Origin of the sequence: Trinickia violacea, from assembly GCF_005280735.1 — a bacterium.
GTDB lineage: Bacteria > Pseudomonadota > Gammaproteobacteria > Burkholderiales > Burkholderiaceae > Trinickia_A > Trinickia_A violacea.
Genome location: NZ_CP040078.1, coordinates 2,860,908 through 2,877,809, shown reverse-complemented (window position 1 = coordinate 2,877,809; position 16,902 = coordinate 2,860,908). Strand labels below are relative to the sequence as shown.

Sequence of the window (16,902 nt, the reverse complement as noted above, 5' to 3'; positions counted from 1 at the left end):
CAGGAGGGCAAGAGCACGATCGTGCACGGCGCAGTTGCCGCTATTCTTTTGCCTTAACTAGCACTAGCTTGAAGGTCAGGTAACTTTCGCCCGGATTGTTTTCTGTTGGCATTGCTAGATTGCCTTGACTGTCCTAGTCGCGCTACTCGCCCTTGGCGGTGGGGCGAAAATTCAGAGCCGTCAAATTGCTGCTAGGCCAAAGTCGACGTGGATTACCGTGCGCTGTCGATGATCGAGCCTCCGTCAGGGGTGAGACTGTAACCCGTCAGGAACTGCGCATCCTTGCTCGCCAGGAAAAGGACGACGGGCGCGATGTCATCGTCCGGCGACCCGTAGCGGCCGAGCGGATTGGTCGGGGCGGGCACGTTGACGTCCTTATCCCAAGTTTCAGCGACCGGTAGAACATTGTTCACCGTGATGTTATCGGCGCCCCATTCTTTCGCTGCGGTTCGCGTCAGGGCGCGCACCGCCTCTTTCGCCATGCTGTACGGGCCGTAACCCACGAGGCCCACGACGCCCGCCATCGAGCCAAAATTGATGACCCTGCCTTCACCGCTCGCCTTGAGGTGGGGATAGCAAGCCTGCATCGTGCGCAGATAGGCAATTGGGCCGACCTCGAAATTGCGCTGCAATTGTTCCACCGAGAGGTCGATGATGGACGAGAAGGGAACGGTGGGGTCGAAGGCGTTGTTCACGAGAACGTCGATGCCGCCGTAGGAATCGACGACCTTTTCTACCGCCGCCTTGATTTGTTCGGCGTCGCTGATGTCGCACGGCACGCCGAGCGCCGTGCCGCCGGAAGCCTTGATGTCCGCGACGACCGCATCCACATTGGCGGGGGTGAGTGAAAGAACCGCTACTTTGGCGCCTTCCGCTGCGAACAGTTTCGCGGTAGCGCGACCGATTCCTCGACCGGCGCCCGTGACGATGGCTACTTTTCCGTTAAGTCGGCCCATAAACATCTCCGTTCAGTTGAAGCTTTGGTGGATGGGCTGCGCGAGGAACGGCGCATACGGCGACGGAGCCTGGCGAGCAGTGTTTTGCATGACGAATGAGGTTGCGAGGAGCACCAGACCTACGATTGCAGGCACGGCCGCCTTGAGATTGCGCACCGCGAGATGTGCCATGCCGGACAAGATCAGGTGATAGAACATGCCGGCATAGGCCAAATCACTGAGGGGAACACTCAACCGCGAGAGGATGGCGACAGGGGCCATGATCTTTACGACGATCATGAGGGGCACGAGATGATCGGCGGAGTAGCCCAGCGCGACTTGAGCCTGTTTCACATGGTCTCGTTTGGTCAGGTACAGATGGGCGGAGACCAGATACAACAGCGATAACAGTGCTGTGCTGATCCAATACACAGAGTTCTCAAGCATGAAGTCTTCCTTTGCGAGTCATTCGATCGATTAGGCACGAGAATGTCGCCTAAGATGAAATCTCGCAAGTAGGATGAAAAAATGGCACTTAGTATGAAAAACCAGACTAATGGCGATGACGAGATCAACATGCACGATGAAATGCGGCGTGCCTTCGCGCTTCTTTCCGGCAAGTGGAAGCTCGAAATCATGTGGCTGCTCAACCAGCGTATCTATCGCTTCGGCGAGTTGAGAAAGGCAATTCCCGGCATCACACAGCACATGCTGACGGCGCAGCTTCGTGAGCTGGAGGCGGATGGCTTGGTGTTGCGCACCGTATTCGCGGAAGTACCTCCGCGCGTGGAGTACGAGATCACTCAGAAGGCCCGCGGGCTTGGGCCCACGATGGAGGCACTAACGGCCTGGTGGAATGAGTATGGACGGAGCGTGCCGGTAAAGCCCACTTCGCGTGGGCGCAAAGCCAAAGTGGCCAAGTCAAAGGCGGGATGATGATGGCGCCAGTCGCGTCGGACGGTACTCGGCCACAAAGAGTCGTTCGCTACGGCGCTAGCTCGGACATTCGGACTTCAGTTCGTCACCCGCAATCCGCCGCATGCCCTCCGCTGAACGCACGAGCGTCAACACTGGTGCCAGAATCTGTCACTATGGTGGCCTAGACTGAGTTTTCTTATCCAACGAAAGGAAACCATCATGTCTAAAGCCAACGCCAATGCTCTGCAAATCGCTCGCACCTACGTCGAAGCGATGGCGAAGAAGGATCTCGAAACGATCATCTCCATCTCGGCCGAGGATGTCGTCTGCACATCGCCAATCGGGCAAATCACCGGTATCGATGGCTTCAGGGACTTCCAGTATGGGTTCGCTCAAATGATCAAGAACCTGACGGTCCTCACTGTCCATGGCGACGACGAAGAGGCCGTGGTGGTCTACGACGTCGAAACGCATCCGGTACCGCACTCGAAGGTCGCTGAATTCATCAAAGTCAAGGACGGCAAGCTCGCCTCCACAGACGTGATCTACGACGCCACGCCGTTCGCTGCATACATGGCAACGGTCCAGCCGCACTGAACGCGACGAATATGAAACGTATCCAATACGCTGAGTACGGCGGCCCGGAGTTGATGCGCCTCGAAGACTTCGAGTTGGATGAACCGCGCAAAGGCGAGGTCGCGGTGAAGGTCAAGTTCGCCGCCATCAATCCCATTGACTGGAAGGTGCGCAACGGCTATCTCAAGATGGTCACCGGCAAGGTCTTCCCGCGTGCGATGGGCAGCGACCTCTCTGGGATAGTCATCTCGGTCGGCCCAGGTGTGACGCGCTTCAAGCCTGGTGATGCCGTATTCGGTCTTGCCCGGATCAAGGAAAGTGGCGCGCTCGGCCACGCCGTGGTCACCAACGAAACGTTCCTTGCCAAGAAGCCTGACAACGTTTCCTTCGAAGATGCGGCTTGCCTTGGCACTCCGGGCGTCACAGCCTGGAACGGCCTGGTCGACAAGGCCAAGCTGAAAGCGGGCAGGCGTGTCTTCGTTAATGGCTGTACCGGCGCGGTGGGCGAAGCAACGGTTCAGATCGCGTTGATGCTGGGGGCCACGGTTGCAGGCAGTTGCAGCGCAGAAGCAATGGAAAGGGCGCGGTCCCTTGGTGTTCAAGCTGTCTTCGACTATCGGACAACCGATTTGTCAACGACAGGCAAGCGCTTCGATGTGGTCTACGACACGGCCGCCACGATGACAACTGCTATGGGGCTCAGCCTGCTGGACAAGAATGGCAAGTTCCTGGACATTAACCCAACCCCAGGCAAGTTCATCCGTTCGATCATCAACCAACGACTGAAGCCGATTGTCTGTACACCGCGGGCTGAGATTCTCGATGGCCTCGCTCGTGCCGCCAAGGAAGGAAAAGTTCGGCTCCCTGTCGCCGAGACTGTGCCTCTGACCGAAGCGATCCGATTGGTTACTGCGCTGGAAGGGGGGCGTAAGCTTGGCGGGAAGGGCCTTGTTGTGATGGATTGAGCGTGTCACGAAGCCACCGATTGTTCGACCTCATGCAGGTACTTCGCCGACACCGTGGAACGGTGTCCGGCGAGGTACTGGCGTGCGAAACTGGCGTGTCGCTACGTACGATCCGCCGCGACATCGCCACGCTACAAGCTATGGGGGCTGACATCGATGGCGCGCCCGGCATCGGCTACATTCTTCGACCGGGGTTCCTTCTGCCCCCCCTGTCCTTTACTGAGGAAGAACTGCAAGCGCTCGTAGCAGGCACGCAGTGGGTCAGCCATCAGACCGACGACGATTTGGCGCTCGCGGCTCGGAACGCGCTCGCCAAAATCAGCGGTGTCCTTCCTCCTGAGCTGCGGCGAGCCTTGGACGATGAGGCGCTCTATGTCGGTCGTCAGAAGGAGGACACATCAGTCCTCGATTTGGCACGAGTTCGGCAATCAATGCGCGAGCAGCGCAAGATGCTCATTGTGTACACGGATCAAGCCGGCGCTCCTTCGGAGCGAACCATTTGGCCAATCATGCTTGGCTTCGTCGAGTCCCGAAGGTTCATTGCGGCATGGTGCGAGCTACGCGAGGGCTTTCGTCTGTTCCGCATCGACCGGATCGCAAAGGCCACTTTCCTGGACGACCGCTATTCACGCAATCGTCGGCAGCTTGTCAAGGCGTGGCGCGCCCAGGAAGACCGCCGACGTAGAGAAGGCTAAATCGCCTGGATGCCCGCCAAGCGAAGCAACTTGACGCGCGTCCACTGCCAAACATTTCGGGCGGCCGTCGGGCCATGAGTAGCCTTTCGCACGTACCGCCGCTTAGACATTCAGGCGCCGGTTCCCACTCCAAGACCAGCCATTCGATTCGCAATGTTGAAGTGTTGCTTGTCGGCCTCAGCTGACGTTCACGTCTCGACTTCGGTAAGGCTACTTTAGGTAGATCCACCGGCCCGCCCTGATCACTAAACTTTTGTTAAGTGGCTTCAGACCTGTCGGCATGGCCGCAGCGTCGTATCCTGCCAAAAATATAGGGTTTCCCATACTTCAAGTCGGCGATTCGCCTGCTAAACTTCGCTCAAAGTTTAGTCGCAAAGAAAATTACTAAACACATCGTCACACCATACACACATCTGCGCGGACTCGGCTGAGTTCGGTGGCGCATGTGCTGGCGCGGCGACGGACAACAGGAGACAGGCAATGGAACCGGAAACCCTCGAAGCGCTGCTTCATGCCGTGGCGCAGGCAGTGATCGCGCATGTCGAAGAGCTGACCGCGCTTGACCAGGCGATAGGCGACGGCGACCACGGGCTGAACATGAAGCGTGGCTTCGAAACCGTCGAGGCGCTAGCCGCGGACATTTCGCGTCAGGCGCTCCCGGATGCGCTGACCCAAGTCGGTAAGTCGCTTGTGTTGACGGTCGGCGGCGCATCGGGGCCGCTCTATGGGACGTTCTTCATGACGTTCGGCAAGGAGTTGCCCGCCGAGCCCGGCTTCATCGACGTGGGTCACGCGTTCGATGCAGCCGTCGCCGCCGTGGAGCGTCGGGGCAAATCGTCGGCGGGGCAAAAGACGCTGCTCGACGTGCTCGTGCCGGTGCGGGAGGAGTTGAGCAAAGGCACCCCCAACTTGCTCGAACGCGTCAAACGCAGGGCGTCGAGCGCGGCCGACGCAACGATTCCGATGCGGGCGATGCGTGGACGAGCGTCATTCCTCGGCGAGCGCTCGATCGGCCACATGGACCCCGGCGCGCGTTCCTGCTCGCTGGTTATTGCCACGCTGTGCGATTTTCTCGGAGAGTGACATCGTGCCGAACGTCGGAATCGTCATCGTGTCGCATTCGGCGAAAGTCGCCGAGGGAGCGGCGGACATGGTGCATCAAATGGTGGGCGACAGTGTGCCGGTCGCCTATACGGGGGGCAACGCGAGCGGCGGCCTCGGCACCGACGTCGGTGCGATCGTTGACGCGATCGGCCGCGCATGGTCGGATGCCGGTGTGCTCGTCCTCGTCGATCTTGGCGGCGCCGAGACGAACAGCGAAATGGCGATCGAAATGCTGGACGCTCACCAGCGGCACAAAGTCATCCTCTGCGATGCGCCTCTGGTCGAAGGCGCCGTCATTGCCGCCGCGGAGGCGTCCGGCGGCGCATCACTCGAGCAGGTCAAGAGCATGGCGGAAGAATTTCACCCACTTTGAACGAGAGAACCACACATGTCGGACGCTGTTGTCATCGGAAGCGCGCACTTGCTGAACCCAACGGGGTTGCACGCCCGGCCGAGCGTCAAGCTCACGCAGCTTGCGAAGTCATTCTCCGGGTCGCTCGACATCGCAACTTCCCCCGACGGGCCGTGGGTCAACGCGAAAAGCCCGGTCAAGGTGATGGCGTTTCAGGCCGAGGCAGGCGTCACGCTGTATTTCCGGGCGCAAGGCGACGGGGCCAGCGAAGCTGTCGCCGCGATGGTCGCGCTCGTCGAGCGCAATTTCGACGAAGACGATCTATGCAAGACCGAGGAAGACCGCAATGGCTGACCTTATGCTCAAAGGGCGTCCTGCGTCCGCCGGGTTTGCGGCGGGTCCGCAGACGAGACTCGCGGCGAGCGTCGACGCTACCCGGCGTCGCGTTGCACGGGCCGATTCCGCACGGGAGCTCGCCGATTTGCGCGCGGCGATCGCGTGCGCGGCCGATCAACTGCGAGCGCTCGTTCAATGCGTGGATGAGCGCAGCGCCGAAATCATCGGATTTCAGATCGCGTTGATCGAAGACGACGAGCTTTGCGAGCCCATATACGCCGCGATTCGGGAAGGGCGGCTCGCCGCAGACGATGCATGGCGCGGCGCATTGGATGACGAAATCGAGACCTATGCAACCTCCGCGAGCGAATACTTTCGGGCGCGAGCCTCGGATCTGATGGACTTACGGGATCGGGTGCTTGCCTGCCTGCTCGGCGACGGCCCCGAAGAGACGTTCCCGCCCGACGCGGTGCTCGTCGGCAAGGACCTGTCGCCGTCGCGCTTTCTCTCGATCGATTGGACGCGCGCGAGCGCCATCGTCCTGACCGAGGGCAGCGCGACCAGTCACGTCGCGATGCTCGCGCGTGCGAAAGGCGTGCCGATGATCGTTGGGCTTGACGGCGAAATCCCTGCCGATGCGAACGAAGTTCTCGTCGATGCCGTGAGCGGCAGCGTGATCGTCGGGCCAGACGAAGAAGACCGGCAACGGTTCCGCGTCCGCAAGGAAGACGACGCCGCCGAACGCATCGCGATCGAGCGCCGCGCGCATCGGCCCGCGGTCACGTTGGACGGCACGACCGTGTCGGTGAACATCAACGTCGCCGACCTGACAGAGCTCGATACGTTCGATGTCGGTGCGTGCGACGGCGTGGGCCTCGTGCGCACCGAGCTCCTCTTTGACTACCGCGCCGCGCTGCCCACCGAGGAGATTCAGTATCGCGCCTATTGCCGCCTGCTTCATTGGGCGGCCGGGCGGCCCGTAGTCGTCCGCACACTGGATGCCGGCGGGGACAAACCGATCGCCGGGCTGACCATCGACGGCGAAAGCAATCCGTTTCTCGGCGTGCGCGGCGTGCGTCTGTCGCTTGCGCGTCCGGAGATCTTTCGCATTCAGCTGCGCGCGCTGGCGCGGGCGGCCGTGCATGGCGATCTGAAGGTCATGGTGCCGATGGTGACGGTGCGTGCCGAACTCCAGGCAGTGCGCGCGATGTTCGATGACGAGGTGCGTGCGTTGCGGCAAGCTGGCGTCGCAGCCAAACTCCCGCCGTTGGGCGTGATGATCGAAGTGCCAGCCGCGGCGATTGCGCCGGAGGTGTTCGACGCGGATTTCTATTCGATCGGCTCGAATGACCTGACGCAGTACGTGACGGCGGCAGGACGCGACAACGGCGCGGTCGGCGAGCTGGCGGACCCGCTCAATCCCGGCGTGCTGCGCCTGATTGCGCACGTGGTTCACCATGGCGCGAGCGCCGGCATCGGTGTCAGCTTGTGTGGCGATGCGGCCGCTGATCCCGCCGTGCTGCCGCATCTGCTTGCTTGCGGGCTGAGGTCGGTCTCCGTCGGCGTCGCGAGCGTGGGCCGGGTCAAGGCAGCCATCGCCGACGTCGACCTCGGCGCGTCAGACTCAGACCCGCCGCTCCCATGGCCTCTCAACCAACATTTGACTACGACCGCACCATGAACGACGAAGCAAAGGCGCCCGGGCGCAGGGACCTGGTGGCCGAATACAAGCTCATCCTGGCGGGCGTTCTGGACAGTCGCCCTTCGGGCACGCGGCAACATCTGGCTCAGGCGCTGGGCAAGCATCGCTCGTTCGTCTCGCAGATCAGTAATCCTGCGTACGCGACACCGATTCCCGCCGACCATCTGAGCACGATCTTCACCGTATGCCACTTTTCGACGGCGGAAAAGAATGCGTTCCTCGATCTCTATCGTCACGCGCATCCACGACGCCAGTTGCCCACGGGTACGGGGCACCGGACCCGCACGATCAGCGTGACGCTGCCCGATCTCGACGACGAAGAGTTGAACCTGAAGATCGACCATTTGGTCGCCGATTTCGTCCGGACACTCGCGCACATGGCGCACACCCTGGTTTTACCCCAAGAGCAGGAGGAGACACGATGAAGAAGTTGATCAACGCGCCGGAAACGGTGCTTTCAGAGTCGCTCGACGGCTTTGCTGCCGCCCACGCCGACATCGTCACACTGGGTGCCGAGCGAAAATTCGTCCGCCGCAAGACGCTCAAGCCAGGCAAGGTCGGCCTCGTATCGGGAGGCGGCGCCGGCCATGAGCCGCTGCATGCCGGTTTCGTTGGCCTGGGCATGCTGGACGCCGCGTGCCCGGGGCAGATTTTCACGTCGCCGACACCCGATCAGATCGCGGCAGCCATGAACGCCGTCGATACCGGCGCGGGTTGCCTGCTCATCGTGAAGAACTATGAGGGCGACGTGATGAACTTCGAAATGGCCGCCGAGATGGCCGAAGGCAAGGTGCTCAGCGTCGTGGTGGACGACGATGTGGCCGTCGAGCGATCGACGTACTCGACCGGCCGCCGCGGCGTGGCGGGCACGCTCGTGGTGGAAAAGCTGGTCGGTGCGGCGGCGGAGGAAAGCCGGACGATCGACGAACTTCAAGCGCTGGCGAAGGCGGTGAACAGCCGCACGCGTTCGATGGGCGTGGCGTTGAGCTCGTGCACGGTCCCGGCAGCGGGCACGCCGACATTCACCCTCGCTGACGACGAAATGGAGCTCGGCGTCGGCATTCACGGCGAGCCCGGCCGCCGCCGAGTCAAGCTGGAAACCGCCGACGCAATCGCCGCCGAACTGGTCGGCTCGATTATCAGGGATCTCGAGCCGCGTCGGAGTCACGGCTGCCTGCTCGTCGTCAATGGCTTCGGCGGCACGCCGTCGATCGAGCTCTATCTGATGGTGAATGCCGCCACGCGCATGCTGCGCGAACACGGCATTGAAGTGGCCCGCTTCCTCACGGGCAACTATGTGACATCGCTGGAAATGGCAGGATGCTCGATCACGGTGACGGAACTCGACGACGAGTTCATCCGCCTCTGGGACGCCCCTGTGCACACCGGCGCGCTCCACTGGGGTCGCGTCTAACGGAATGGAGGAGAAAATGGAAAACGGATTCGTTGGTGAATTAATTGGCACTGCTATCCTTGTGCTGATGGGAAACGGCGTCGTGTCGAATGTTCTGTTGTCCAAATCGAAGGGGCAGAACTCCGGCTGGATCGTCATCGCAACCGGCTGGGCCTTCGCGGTATTGGCGGGAGTGGTGACGGCGGTGGCGCTTGGCAGTCAAGGCCACCTCAATCCGGCGGTAACGCTCGCGTTCTACGCGTTGGGTCATTTCCCCGGCAATGAGGTGCTGCCGTATTTGGCGGGGCAGCTCCTCGGCGCTTTTCTAGGCGCGGTGCTGGTCTGGCTGACGTATCTCTCGCATTGGAAAAACACGGAAGACGCCGGAATCAAGCTGGCCTGTTTTTCGACCGGCCCCGCCATCCGCGCGCCGTTCGCCAACATGCTGACGGAACTCATCGGCACCTTCGTCCTGGTCTTTCTGGTAGTGGCGATTTTCAACAAGGCAGTCGGGACGACCGGGGTGCTTGGCCCGCTGATCGTGGCGCTGATCGTGTACGGCATCGGGCTGTCGCTTGGCGGCCCGACCGGATTCGCGATCAATCCCGCCCGCGATTTCGGCGCACGCATCGCACACTCGATCTTGCCGATTGCCGGCAAGGGGCCGTCTGACTGGTCGTACGCCTGGGTGCCCATCGTCGGGCCGATCCTCGGAGGGATCGGTGCGATTGCCGCAGCCAGACTGGCCGGGATGATCTGATCGAACGGGCTCGGGCCGTTCGTTGCACGGGAGATGCATGCAATGAACGGCCTCGCTCCCTACCTCAAATGGAAACGCATATGCACGCGCTTGCGATTCTCGTTTCGTATCCGGACCGCGTGATGCCCGCGTTCTTTGCAACGGAGGGCCTGATCGAGGCTGCGGCGTCGATCGGCCGGCGCCTGCGCATCGAAATACACAGCGCGCTCGGCGTTCACAACACCCTGACCCGCGAGGAGATCGACGCGAGCCCGGCCATTCTCGTCGTGGCCGATCGGGCGATCGACGATGCGCGATTCAACGGGAAGCGCATCGTCACGTTGTCGTTCGGACAAGCGGTGCAGGACGCGCGCGCAGTGCTGGCAGCAGCCAATGCAGAGGCCCCCGCCTCGTTGGTCAACGCTGCATGAATGAACATTCCGCCATCTGCACCGATAGCCTTGTAACCGTCTCAGTAGACTGCCATGAAAAAACTCGTCAATGATCCGTCGAATGTTGTCCGCGAAATGCTTGAGGGGCTTGCCCGGCAAGCGCCGCATGTCGCCATCCTGGGTGGCGAAAACATTCTGATTCGTCATGCGCTTCCCGAGCCGTCGGAGCGCCCCGTCGCAATCATCTCCGGCGGCGGCAGCGGCCATGAACCCGCGCACGGCGGATATGTAGGCGCAGGTATGCTCAGTGCAGCCGTGTGCGGCGAGGTTTTCACCTCTCCGTCTACCGACGCTGTGCTTGCAGCGATTCACGCGACGGCCGGAGAGCGAGGTGCGTTGCTTATTGTGAAGAACTACACGGGCGACCGTCTCAACTTCGGTCTCGCGGCCGAGTTGGCAAGATCCGAGGGGATCCCTGTGGAAGTTGTGACGGTAGCAGACGACGTGTCGCTACGCGGTCGAATAGAGCACCATCAGCGTCGCGGTATCGCAGGTACCGTACTGGTACACAAGATTGCGGGTGCTGCTGCGGCGCGGCGGCAGTCCTTGGATCAGGTGGCCGCAATTGCGCGGAAGGCGGCCGCCAACCTTGGGACTATGGGCGTTGCGCTCGACGGATGTACTTTACCTGGCGCAAAAAAGGCTGGCTTCCACCTCGCGGACGACGAGATCGAACTGGGTCTGGGCATTCATGGCGAGAAGGGCGTCGAGCGTACCGCCCCGATGCAAGCCAGCGAACTGACAGAAACGCTGCTCGTCAACATCATCGAAGATTTGGCGTTAAAAAGCGGCGAACGTGTTGTGCTGCTGGTGAACGGGCTGGGCGCTACTCCGGAGATGGAATTGGCGATCGTTCTGCGGGATGCATTTGCGAGCCTGAATCGCCGGAACGTGACGGTTGACCGGGCATGGGCAGGCACATTTCTGTCGGCTCTTGATATGCCTGGCTGCTCCATTTCCATCCTACGCGTGGATGATGAAATGCTGGCATTGCTGGATGCCGAAACCGAAGCTCGCGCATGGCCCGGCGTTGGGACTGTCAATCACCATATCCGTATCGTGCCCGCGATCACGGTCACGGGACCTGATCTGGAGACGAGCCCCTCGGACGATGACGGCCACGGATGGTCCGACAGGCTCGGGCCCGCATTGCAAGCGGTCGCACACGCGCTGATCGACAAGGAAGCCATCCTGACAGAACTCGATTCGAAGGCCGGTGATGGTGACCTTGGAGCCAGCATGAGGCGCGCCGCGGAGGCGATCCTTGCAGTTCCTTCCACCGCTCTTGTCACCCCCGACAGGGCGCTTGCCGCCCTCGGCATGGCATTGCGCAGGGCGATAGCAGGCAGTTCGGGGCCGTTCTATGCCACTGCACTGCTTCGGGCCGCCCGGAAGCTGGCGGATCATCCGAACCCGGCTGCATCGGATTGGGCCGCAGCGATGGCCGGTGCGGCTGACGCTATCGGCGAATTGGGGGGCGCGAAGCCTGGGGATCGCACAATGCTCGACGCATTGGTACCTGCGGTCGCCGCTTTCGAGAGTGGACTGAGATCCGGCCAGGATGTCGCGAAAGCGTGGGCGGCTGCAGTGGAAGCCGCGGAGTCCGGCGCGGAAGATACGGCACATATGACGCCACGCGCGGGACGGGCAAGCTATCTGGGCGCGCGTGCGATCGGCTCTCCTGATGGGGGAGCTGTCGCAGTCGTGTGCTGGCTGAAGGCCTTACAGCCGTACATTGCCGCACGTTAGTGAGCCATTGTGGTGAAGCGGCGCATCGGCACGATTTACGCTCCCTTGCGCCGCTCGTTGCGATTCATCTTCGCCGGCTCGTCCCCTTCGACGACTCGGCTGCAGTCTGTTTTCGAGCGGAGCGGCTGCGACAACGGAGAGAGCAATGCCAAGGAAGCTGGTGATCGGTAACTGGAAAATGAACGGAACGATTGCGTCTAACGCCCGGTTGCTGCGCGAAATCAAGGACGATTCGACGATTACGGAGTTGAAGATCGGCGCGGCAGCAGTGTGCGTTCCGTTCCTCCATGTACCCGAGACGCAAAGGATTTTGACAGGCTCCGCACTGAGATGGGGTGTACAGGACATCTCCGCATTTCGCGAAGGCGCTTACACCGGTGAAATCTCTGCAGACATGGCTGCAGAGTTCGGTACTACGTATGCAATCGTCGGGCATTCTGAACGTCGGTTGTATCACGGCGAGGCACTGACGACAGTGGGAGTGAAGGCACTTCGAGCCATCCAGGCGAGTATCACGCCAGTCGTCTGTGTTGGAGAGACGCTTCGGGAGCGAGAGGACGGAGCGGCCAGGGAAACCGTAGAAACACAGCTTCTTGCCGTGCTTGACTCACTTCCGGCCGATCAGATGCACAGCCTCGTACTCGCTTACGAGCCGGTCTGGGCAATCGGAACCGGTCGCAGCGCAAGCCCCCAGCAGGCGCAGGAAATGCATGAGTTCATTCGAAGGCTGTTGCGAACGCGATCAGAATCGCTTGCTGATACAACGATCCTCTACGGTGGAAGCGTGAAGCCTGCCGCTGCCGCAGATCTGTTCGCGCAGAACGACATCGACGGAGCCTTGGTCGGTGGCGCTTCTCTTGAGGCGGGACAGTTTCTCGACATTGTCCGTATGGCGGCGAACTACGCAATTGCATAGCCGTATTTAGCATCCGCCCGTATTTGGCGACGAGACTATCCGCTTCTCTTGAAACGCCAGGACCTGTGAGCAGAATAGGTTGCCGAGATCCTTTACGCGAGATAATTTGCAATGATAGTAAATAAGGATAACGAACTTTCTCTATGTTTCCCTAAAGCAGACGAAGTGCCGGCGGAGCATCGTCTCGACAGCCGCGTCGACCAGCGTGTTTGGCTGGTTGGCGGAGCGTTGCGGAAATGGGAGGGTCCGAACGATTTGGTTCTTTCTCCTGTGTGTATCCGCGACCCGGTATCGGCGGATCTTCGTCAACTGGAGATCGGCAGCGTCCCAAGGATGGGGGAGCCGGAAAGCGATGCGGCGCTCGACGCGGCGGTAGCGGCATATGACAGCGGCCGAGGTACGTGGCCAGTGATGACTGTCGAAGGCCGCATCAATTGCATGGAAGTATTTGTGCGGCAAATGATTGCCGTCAAGTCGAAAGTCGTCAAAACCTTGCTGTGGGAAATTGGAAAATCGGCCGATGATTCTGCCAAGGAATTCGATCGAACAATCGACTACATCCGTCAGACCATCGATGCGCTGAAGGACCTGGATAACCGGTCTTCACGCTTTGAAGTCGCGGAAGCGACGATCGGGCAGATCCGACGCACGCCATTGGGCGTCGTCCTGTGTATGGGGCCGTACAACTACCCCCTGAACGAAACCTTCGCGACGTTGATCCCCGCGCTGCTGATGGGCAATACTGTGGTGCTGAAACCACCACAGTACGGTGCGCTGCTTTTCGAGCCGTTGCTCGCGGCCTTTCATGAAGCGTTTCCGCCCGGCGTGGTTAACATTATCTATGCGCCTGGCGCACTGGTCGTCCCGCGCATGCTTGCCAGCGGGAAAGTGAATGTCCTGGCGCTGATTGGGTCTAGCAAGGTCGCAGATCAACTGAAAAAACGGCACCCAAAATCCCATCGGCTGCGAGCGATTCTGGGATTGGATGCCAAGAACGCCGCGATCGTGCTGCCTGATGCAGATCTCGACCTGACTGTGACGGAATGTCTGGCGGGCGCGCTTTCATTTAACGGGCAGCGTTGTACTGCCCTGAAGATGCTCATTGTTCACCGGTCACTCGTCGACCGATTCCTGTCGCGTTTCTGTGAGGCTTTGGATAACCTGAAAATCGGGATGCCTTGGGAGAAGAACGTCAAGATCACTCCGTTGCCCGGGCTTCATCGAACGGCCTACATGAAGGAGGCAATTGAAGATGCGGTTGCGAAAGGTGCGCGAATTGTGAATGACGGTGGTGGTGCTTTCAGTGCCACGCTGTACAAGCCCGCGGTGATTTATCCCGTTTCCGCGGGCATGAAGCTGTATCGTGAAGAGCAGTTCGGCCCGCTTGTGCCCGTTATGGCGTACGACGACATAGAAGAAGCACTCGAATACGTCATTACCTCCGATCACGGCCAACAGGTGAGCATATTCGGTAGCGACCCCGCGACAATCGGTGCGCTGGTTGACCCACTGGTGAATCAGGTCTGCCGTGTCAATCTTAATAGTCAGTGTCAGCGCGGGCCTGACGTGTTCCCTTTTGCTGGTCGCAAGGACTCGGCGGAGGGGACCCTGTCAGTTGCCGACGCGCTTCGAGCATTTTCAATCCGGTCGATGGTAGCAGCCAAGCAGACGATGGAGAACAAAGAACTCCTAAATGCGATTGTGCAAGATCGTCGGTCAACCTTCATTAACACAGGCTTCATCCTTTGACCTGCGCAGCCTAAGAGGGAAGCATGAAATCTCTGTCGTCTGTCGGGTCCCGGTTTACGGTGGCGGGATGTGCGGCGCTCTTGGTGATTGCCTTGGCTACTTTTTTAATGATCCGGTTCTTCGTCGAGCCAGATCTGGCAACGCTGGAGAGCAAACTGGTCCAAAACCAGGTTGGCCAGATTTCAATTGCCATCAGTGATCAGCTAAGAAGGGTGGAGGCGCAGCAACGCGCTATCACACAGACAGTTGCGCTGCTGGGCAGCGACCAGATCGATCAGGTACTGCCGGGACTGATCGACCAGTACGGCGACACAAACGTGGCAGGCGGAGGCATTTGGCCTCTGCCTAACAAGCGGGAAGCGGGCCGTGACCGATTCAGCAGTTTCTTCGTCCGAAATGCGTCGACTGGAAAACTGGAGGCAAATACGTATTGGAATCAGGCTGACTCGTTGAAGTATTGGGAGCAGGCATGGTATGAAAACGGCACCGCGGCGCTGAAGGGCACATGCGGCTGGTCCAAGGCGTTCCGTGATGATGCGAGCCCACAGCCGCGGACTGCATGCGCGATGGGTATTTACAAAGGAAATGAGCTTTACGGCGTGTCAACCATCAACGTTTCGCTAGAATTTTTTAACCAGTTGGTGGCCGATATGGAACGCCGAATCGGCGCACAGATCCTGATCCTCGAGGCGGACGGCACGATTGTCAGCAACAGCAGCAAGATCCGGGGCGATCTCGTACTCAAGCGTCTCAGCGATCTCGCCCCGATCGCGCCGATGGTAGTTGAGATTCAACGCGCGCTGTCGCGTGACGGACAAACGATGCAGGCTCGGACTGCATACGACGTAGACGGAGAGAAGCGCACCCTGTTCATGACCGCGATTCCTCACAGTCCGTGGATTATTGCCGCCAGCCTGCCTGATTCGACGCTTACGGTAAACAGCGACCGCATTGTTAGTCGTCTCGCGTTTGTGCAGATCCCGATGAGCATCGCGCTTCTGGCTCTCATGGTTTTGGGCATACGAATGCTCATGCACCGGGTGAACGAGCTCAAATCCAACATCGATGAGCTTGCGTCAGGAGAGGCCGACCTCACAAGGCGGCTTGAAGAAACAGGGGGACAGGAATTCGCAGCAGTCGCGCGCAGTTTCAATGTGTTCATCGAAAGGCTGCAGGGACTGGTGCGCAACGTCGCAACGAACGCGGCCCAGCTCCAATCAGCCTCACACGAGATTGCGACGGGTAACCGTGACCTTTCGGCTCGGACGGGAGCGCAGGCTGCTTCCCTGCAGGAAACCGCGGCCTTCATGGAAGAGTTGACGGCGACTGTCAAACAAAATGCGGAAAGCGCGGACGGCGCTCACAGGCTTGCGACGGAAGCGTTTCGTGCTGCCGAACGGGGTGGAGAAGTGATCGCGCAGTTCGTATCGACCATGGACTCCATCGATCAGTCCTCGCGAAAGGTCGTAGCAATTACAGGCACGATCGACGGCATCGCCTTTCAGACAAACATTCTGGCGCTCAACGCCGCAGTGGAAGCTGCTCGTGCAGGTGAGCAGGGTCGAGGCTTTGCGGTCGTGGCGGCTGAGGTGCGCAGTTTGGCGCAGCGCGCGGCGGCGTCAGCCAAGGAGATCAAGGCGTTGATCTCAAACGCGGCGAACAATGTGCAGGCGGGCAATGCGCTGGTCCAGCAAGCCGGCGAGGCAATGGGAGAAATAATCCAGTCGACGACAGGTGCGGCGACCATCATGACGGAGGTGATGGAGGCCAGTAAGGAGCAGAGCAGGGGGATCGAGCAGGTCAGCAAAGCGGTCACCCAGCTCGATACGGTTACCCAGCAGAATGCCACGCTCGTAGAGCAGGTAGCCGCTTCCGCCCAGTCATTGCAGGACTATGCCGTCACCTTGTCCGCGGAGGTGAGCGGGTTCAAGGCGTAGTGATCAGCGGTACAAGACGATTCGGTCCGGGCTTCGGTCGTAGGGCATCCTTCGCTGCGAAGGTCTCTTGTGTGGAAGAAGCGGACGCTGTGGTCACGAGGGACTCAGCGACCGTTTAGGGTTGTATGCACGTATCCGGTTTCAGCGGGACCGGTCGCTCACCACGTCCGAGGTGCGAGTGTCGGGAAATTGACGCGTAGCCGCCTCAGCGATACCGATACCTGAACGTCGGCTATGGCCGATTTGCTGTCCCCGAGACGATGTGCTGATCCAAAACGCGGCCATATCGAATACGAAAAAGCTGCCCGGTCAGTCCTACAGGAACGTTCACGCGCTGGGAAAACGAAGCGATCCCGTGGTGATTCTATTACCTGCGATGTAATT

Annotated in this window: 18 protein-coding genes; 16 read left to right on the top strand and 2 right to left on the bottom strand. The window is 60.3% G+C overall.

Going from position 1 to position 16,902, the window contains the following annotated elements:
* Positions 1–212: 212 nt before the first annotated feature.
* Together FAZ95_RS34970 and FAZ95_RS34965 are read right to left on the bottom strand one after the other, a co-directional pair.
* Positions 213–956 carry an SDR family NAD(P)-dependent oxidoreductase gene (locus tag FAZ95_RS34970; RefSeq protein ID WP_137336949.1) on the bottom strand — a complete coding sequence of 248 codons (744 nt, stop codon included), beginning with the start codon at positions 954–956 and terminating at the stop codon, positions 213–215.
* Between the two features lie 12 nt (positions 957–968).
* The gene (locus FAZ95_RS34965; protein WP_137336948.1) at positions 969–1,382 is read right to left on the bottom strand and encodes a DoxX family protein; all 414 of its coding nucleotides are present in this window, start codon (positions 1,380–1,382) and stop codon (positions 969–971) included.
* Between the two features lie 93 nt (positions 1,383–1,475).
* Here FAZ95_RS34965 and FAZ95_RS34960 point away from each other — a divergent pair, with 93 nt between their 5' ends.
* The 16 genes from FAZ95_RS34960 (at position 1,476) to FAZ95_RS40595 (ending at position 16,518) form a co-directional block, all read left to right on the top strand.
* Positions 1,476–1,871, top strand: a complete 396-nt coding sequence (locus FAZ95_RS34960; RefSeq protein ID WP_137336947.1) for a winged helix-turn-helix transcriptional regulator — start codon at positions 1,476–1,478, stop codon at positions 1,869–1,871.
* Positions 1,872–2,072: 201 nt separating this feature from the next.
* Positions 2,073–2,450 (top strand): nuclear transport factor 2 family protein, encoded by a 378-nt coding sequence (locus FAZ95_RS34955; RefSeq protein WP_137336946.1) that lies wholly within the window; start codon positions 2,073–2,075, stop codon positions 2,448–2,450.
* A gap of 11 nt (positions 2,451–2,461) precedes the next feature.
* Complete coding sequence (locus FAZ95_RS34950) at positions 2,462–3,394, top strand: NAD(P)-dependent alcohol dehydrogenase (RefSeq protein WP_137336945.1); 933 nt, start codon at positions 2,462–2,464, stop codon at positions 3,392–3,394.
* The gene (locus FAZ95_RS34945; protein WP_137336944.1) at positions 3,391–4,089 is read left to right on the top strand and encodes a helix-turn-helix transcriptional regulator; all 699 of its coding nucleotides are present in this window, start codon (positions 3,391–3,393) and stop codon (positions 4,087–4,089) included. The genes FAZ95_RS34950 and FAZ95_RS34945 overlap by 4 nt, the downstream gene beginning before the upstream one ends.
* A 480-nt stretch (positions 4,090–4,569) precedes the next feature.
* Positions 4,570–5,172, top strand: a complete 603-nt coding sequence (gene dhaL, locus FAZ95_RS34940; RefSeq protein ID WP_137336943.1) for a dihydroxyacetone kinase subunit DhaL — start codon at positions 4,570–4,572, stop codon at positions 5,170–5,172.
* 4 nt (positions 5,173–5,176) lie between these two features.
* On the top strand, positions 5,177–5,566 hold the full coding sequence (dhaM, locus tag FAZ95_RS34935) for a dihydroxyacetone kinase phosphoryl donor subunit DhaM (RefSeq protein WP_137336942.1): 390 nt from the start codon (positions 5,177–5,179) through the stop codon (positions 5,564–5,566).
* Between the two features lie 15 nt (positions 5,567–5,581).
* Positions 5,582–5,899 carry an HPr family phosphocarrier protein gene (locus FAZ95_RS34930; protein WP_137336941.1) on the top strand — a complete coding sequence of 106 codons (318 nt, stop codon included), beginning with the start codon at positions 5,582–5,584 and terminating at the stop codon, positions 5,897–5,899.
* Complete coding sequence (gene ptsP, locus FAZ95_RS34925) at positions 5,892–7,562, top strand: phosphoenolpyruvate--protein phosphotransferase (protein WP_137336940.1); 1,671 nt, start codon at positions 5,892–5,894, stop codon at positions 7,560–7,562. The genes FAZ95_RS34930 and ptsP overlap by 8 nt, the downstream gene beginning before the upstream one ends.
* Entirely contained in the window at positions 7,559–8,008 is a 450-nt protein-coding gene (locus tag FAZ95_RS34920) for a hypothetical protein (protein ID WP_137336939.1), read from the top strand. The genes ptsP and FAZ95_RS34920 overlap by 4 nt, the downstream gene beginning before the upstream one ends.
* Complete coding sequence (dhaK, locus tag FAZ95_RS34915; protein WP_137336938.1) at positions 8,005–8,997, top strand: dihydroxyacetone kinase subunit DhaK; 993 nt, start codon at positions 8,005–8,007, stop codon at positions 8,995–8,997. Before FAZ95_RS34920 ends, dhaK begins: the two co-directional genes overlap by 4 nt.
* 16 nt (positions 8,998–9,013) lie before the next feature.
* Positions 9,014–9,736: an MIP/aquaporin family protein gene (locus tag FAZ95_RS34910; protein ID WP_137336937.1), complete on the top strand. Its 723-nt coding sequence runs from the start codon at positions 9,014–9,016 to the stop codon at positions 9,734–9,736.
* Between the two features lie 80 nt (positions 9,737–9,816).
* Positions 9,817–10,146, top strand: coding sequence for a PTS sugar transporter subunit IIB (locus FAZ95_RS34905; RefSeq protein ID WP_137336936.1), 330 nt, complete (start codon positions 9,817–9,819; stop codon positions 10,144–10,146).
* Between the two features lie 54 nt (positions 10,147–10,200).
* Positions 10,201–11,916, top strand: coding sequence for a dihydroxyacetone kinase family protein (locus tag FAZ95_RS34900; protein WP_137336935.1), 1,716 nt, complete (start codon positions 10,201–10,203; stop codon positions 11,914–11,916).
* Between the two features lie 145 nt (positions 11,917–12,061).
* On the top strand, positions 12,062–12,832 hold the full coding sequence (gene tpiA / locus FAZ95_RS34895; protein ID WP_137336934.1) for a triose-phosphate isomerase: 771 nt from the start codon (positions 12,062–12,064) through the stop codon (positions 12,830–12,832).
* Between the two features lie 111 nt (positions 12,833–12,943).
* Complete coding sequence (locus FAZ95_RS34890; protein ID WP_137336933.1) at positions 12,944–14,581, top strand: NADP-dependent glyceraldehyde-3-phosphate dehydrogenase; 1,638 nt, start codon at positions 12,944–12,946, stop codon at positions 14,579–14,581.
* 23 nt (positions 14,582–14,604) lie between these two features.
* A complete protein-coding gene (locus FAZ95_RS40595; protein WP_137336932.1) occupies positions 14,605–16,518 on the top strand; it encodes a methyl-accepting chemotaxis protein in 1,914 nt (637 codons plus the stop codon).
* Positions 16,519–16,902 lie beyond the last annotated feature (384 nt).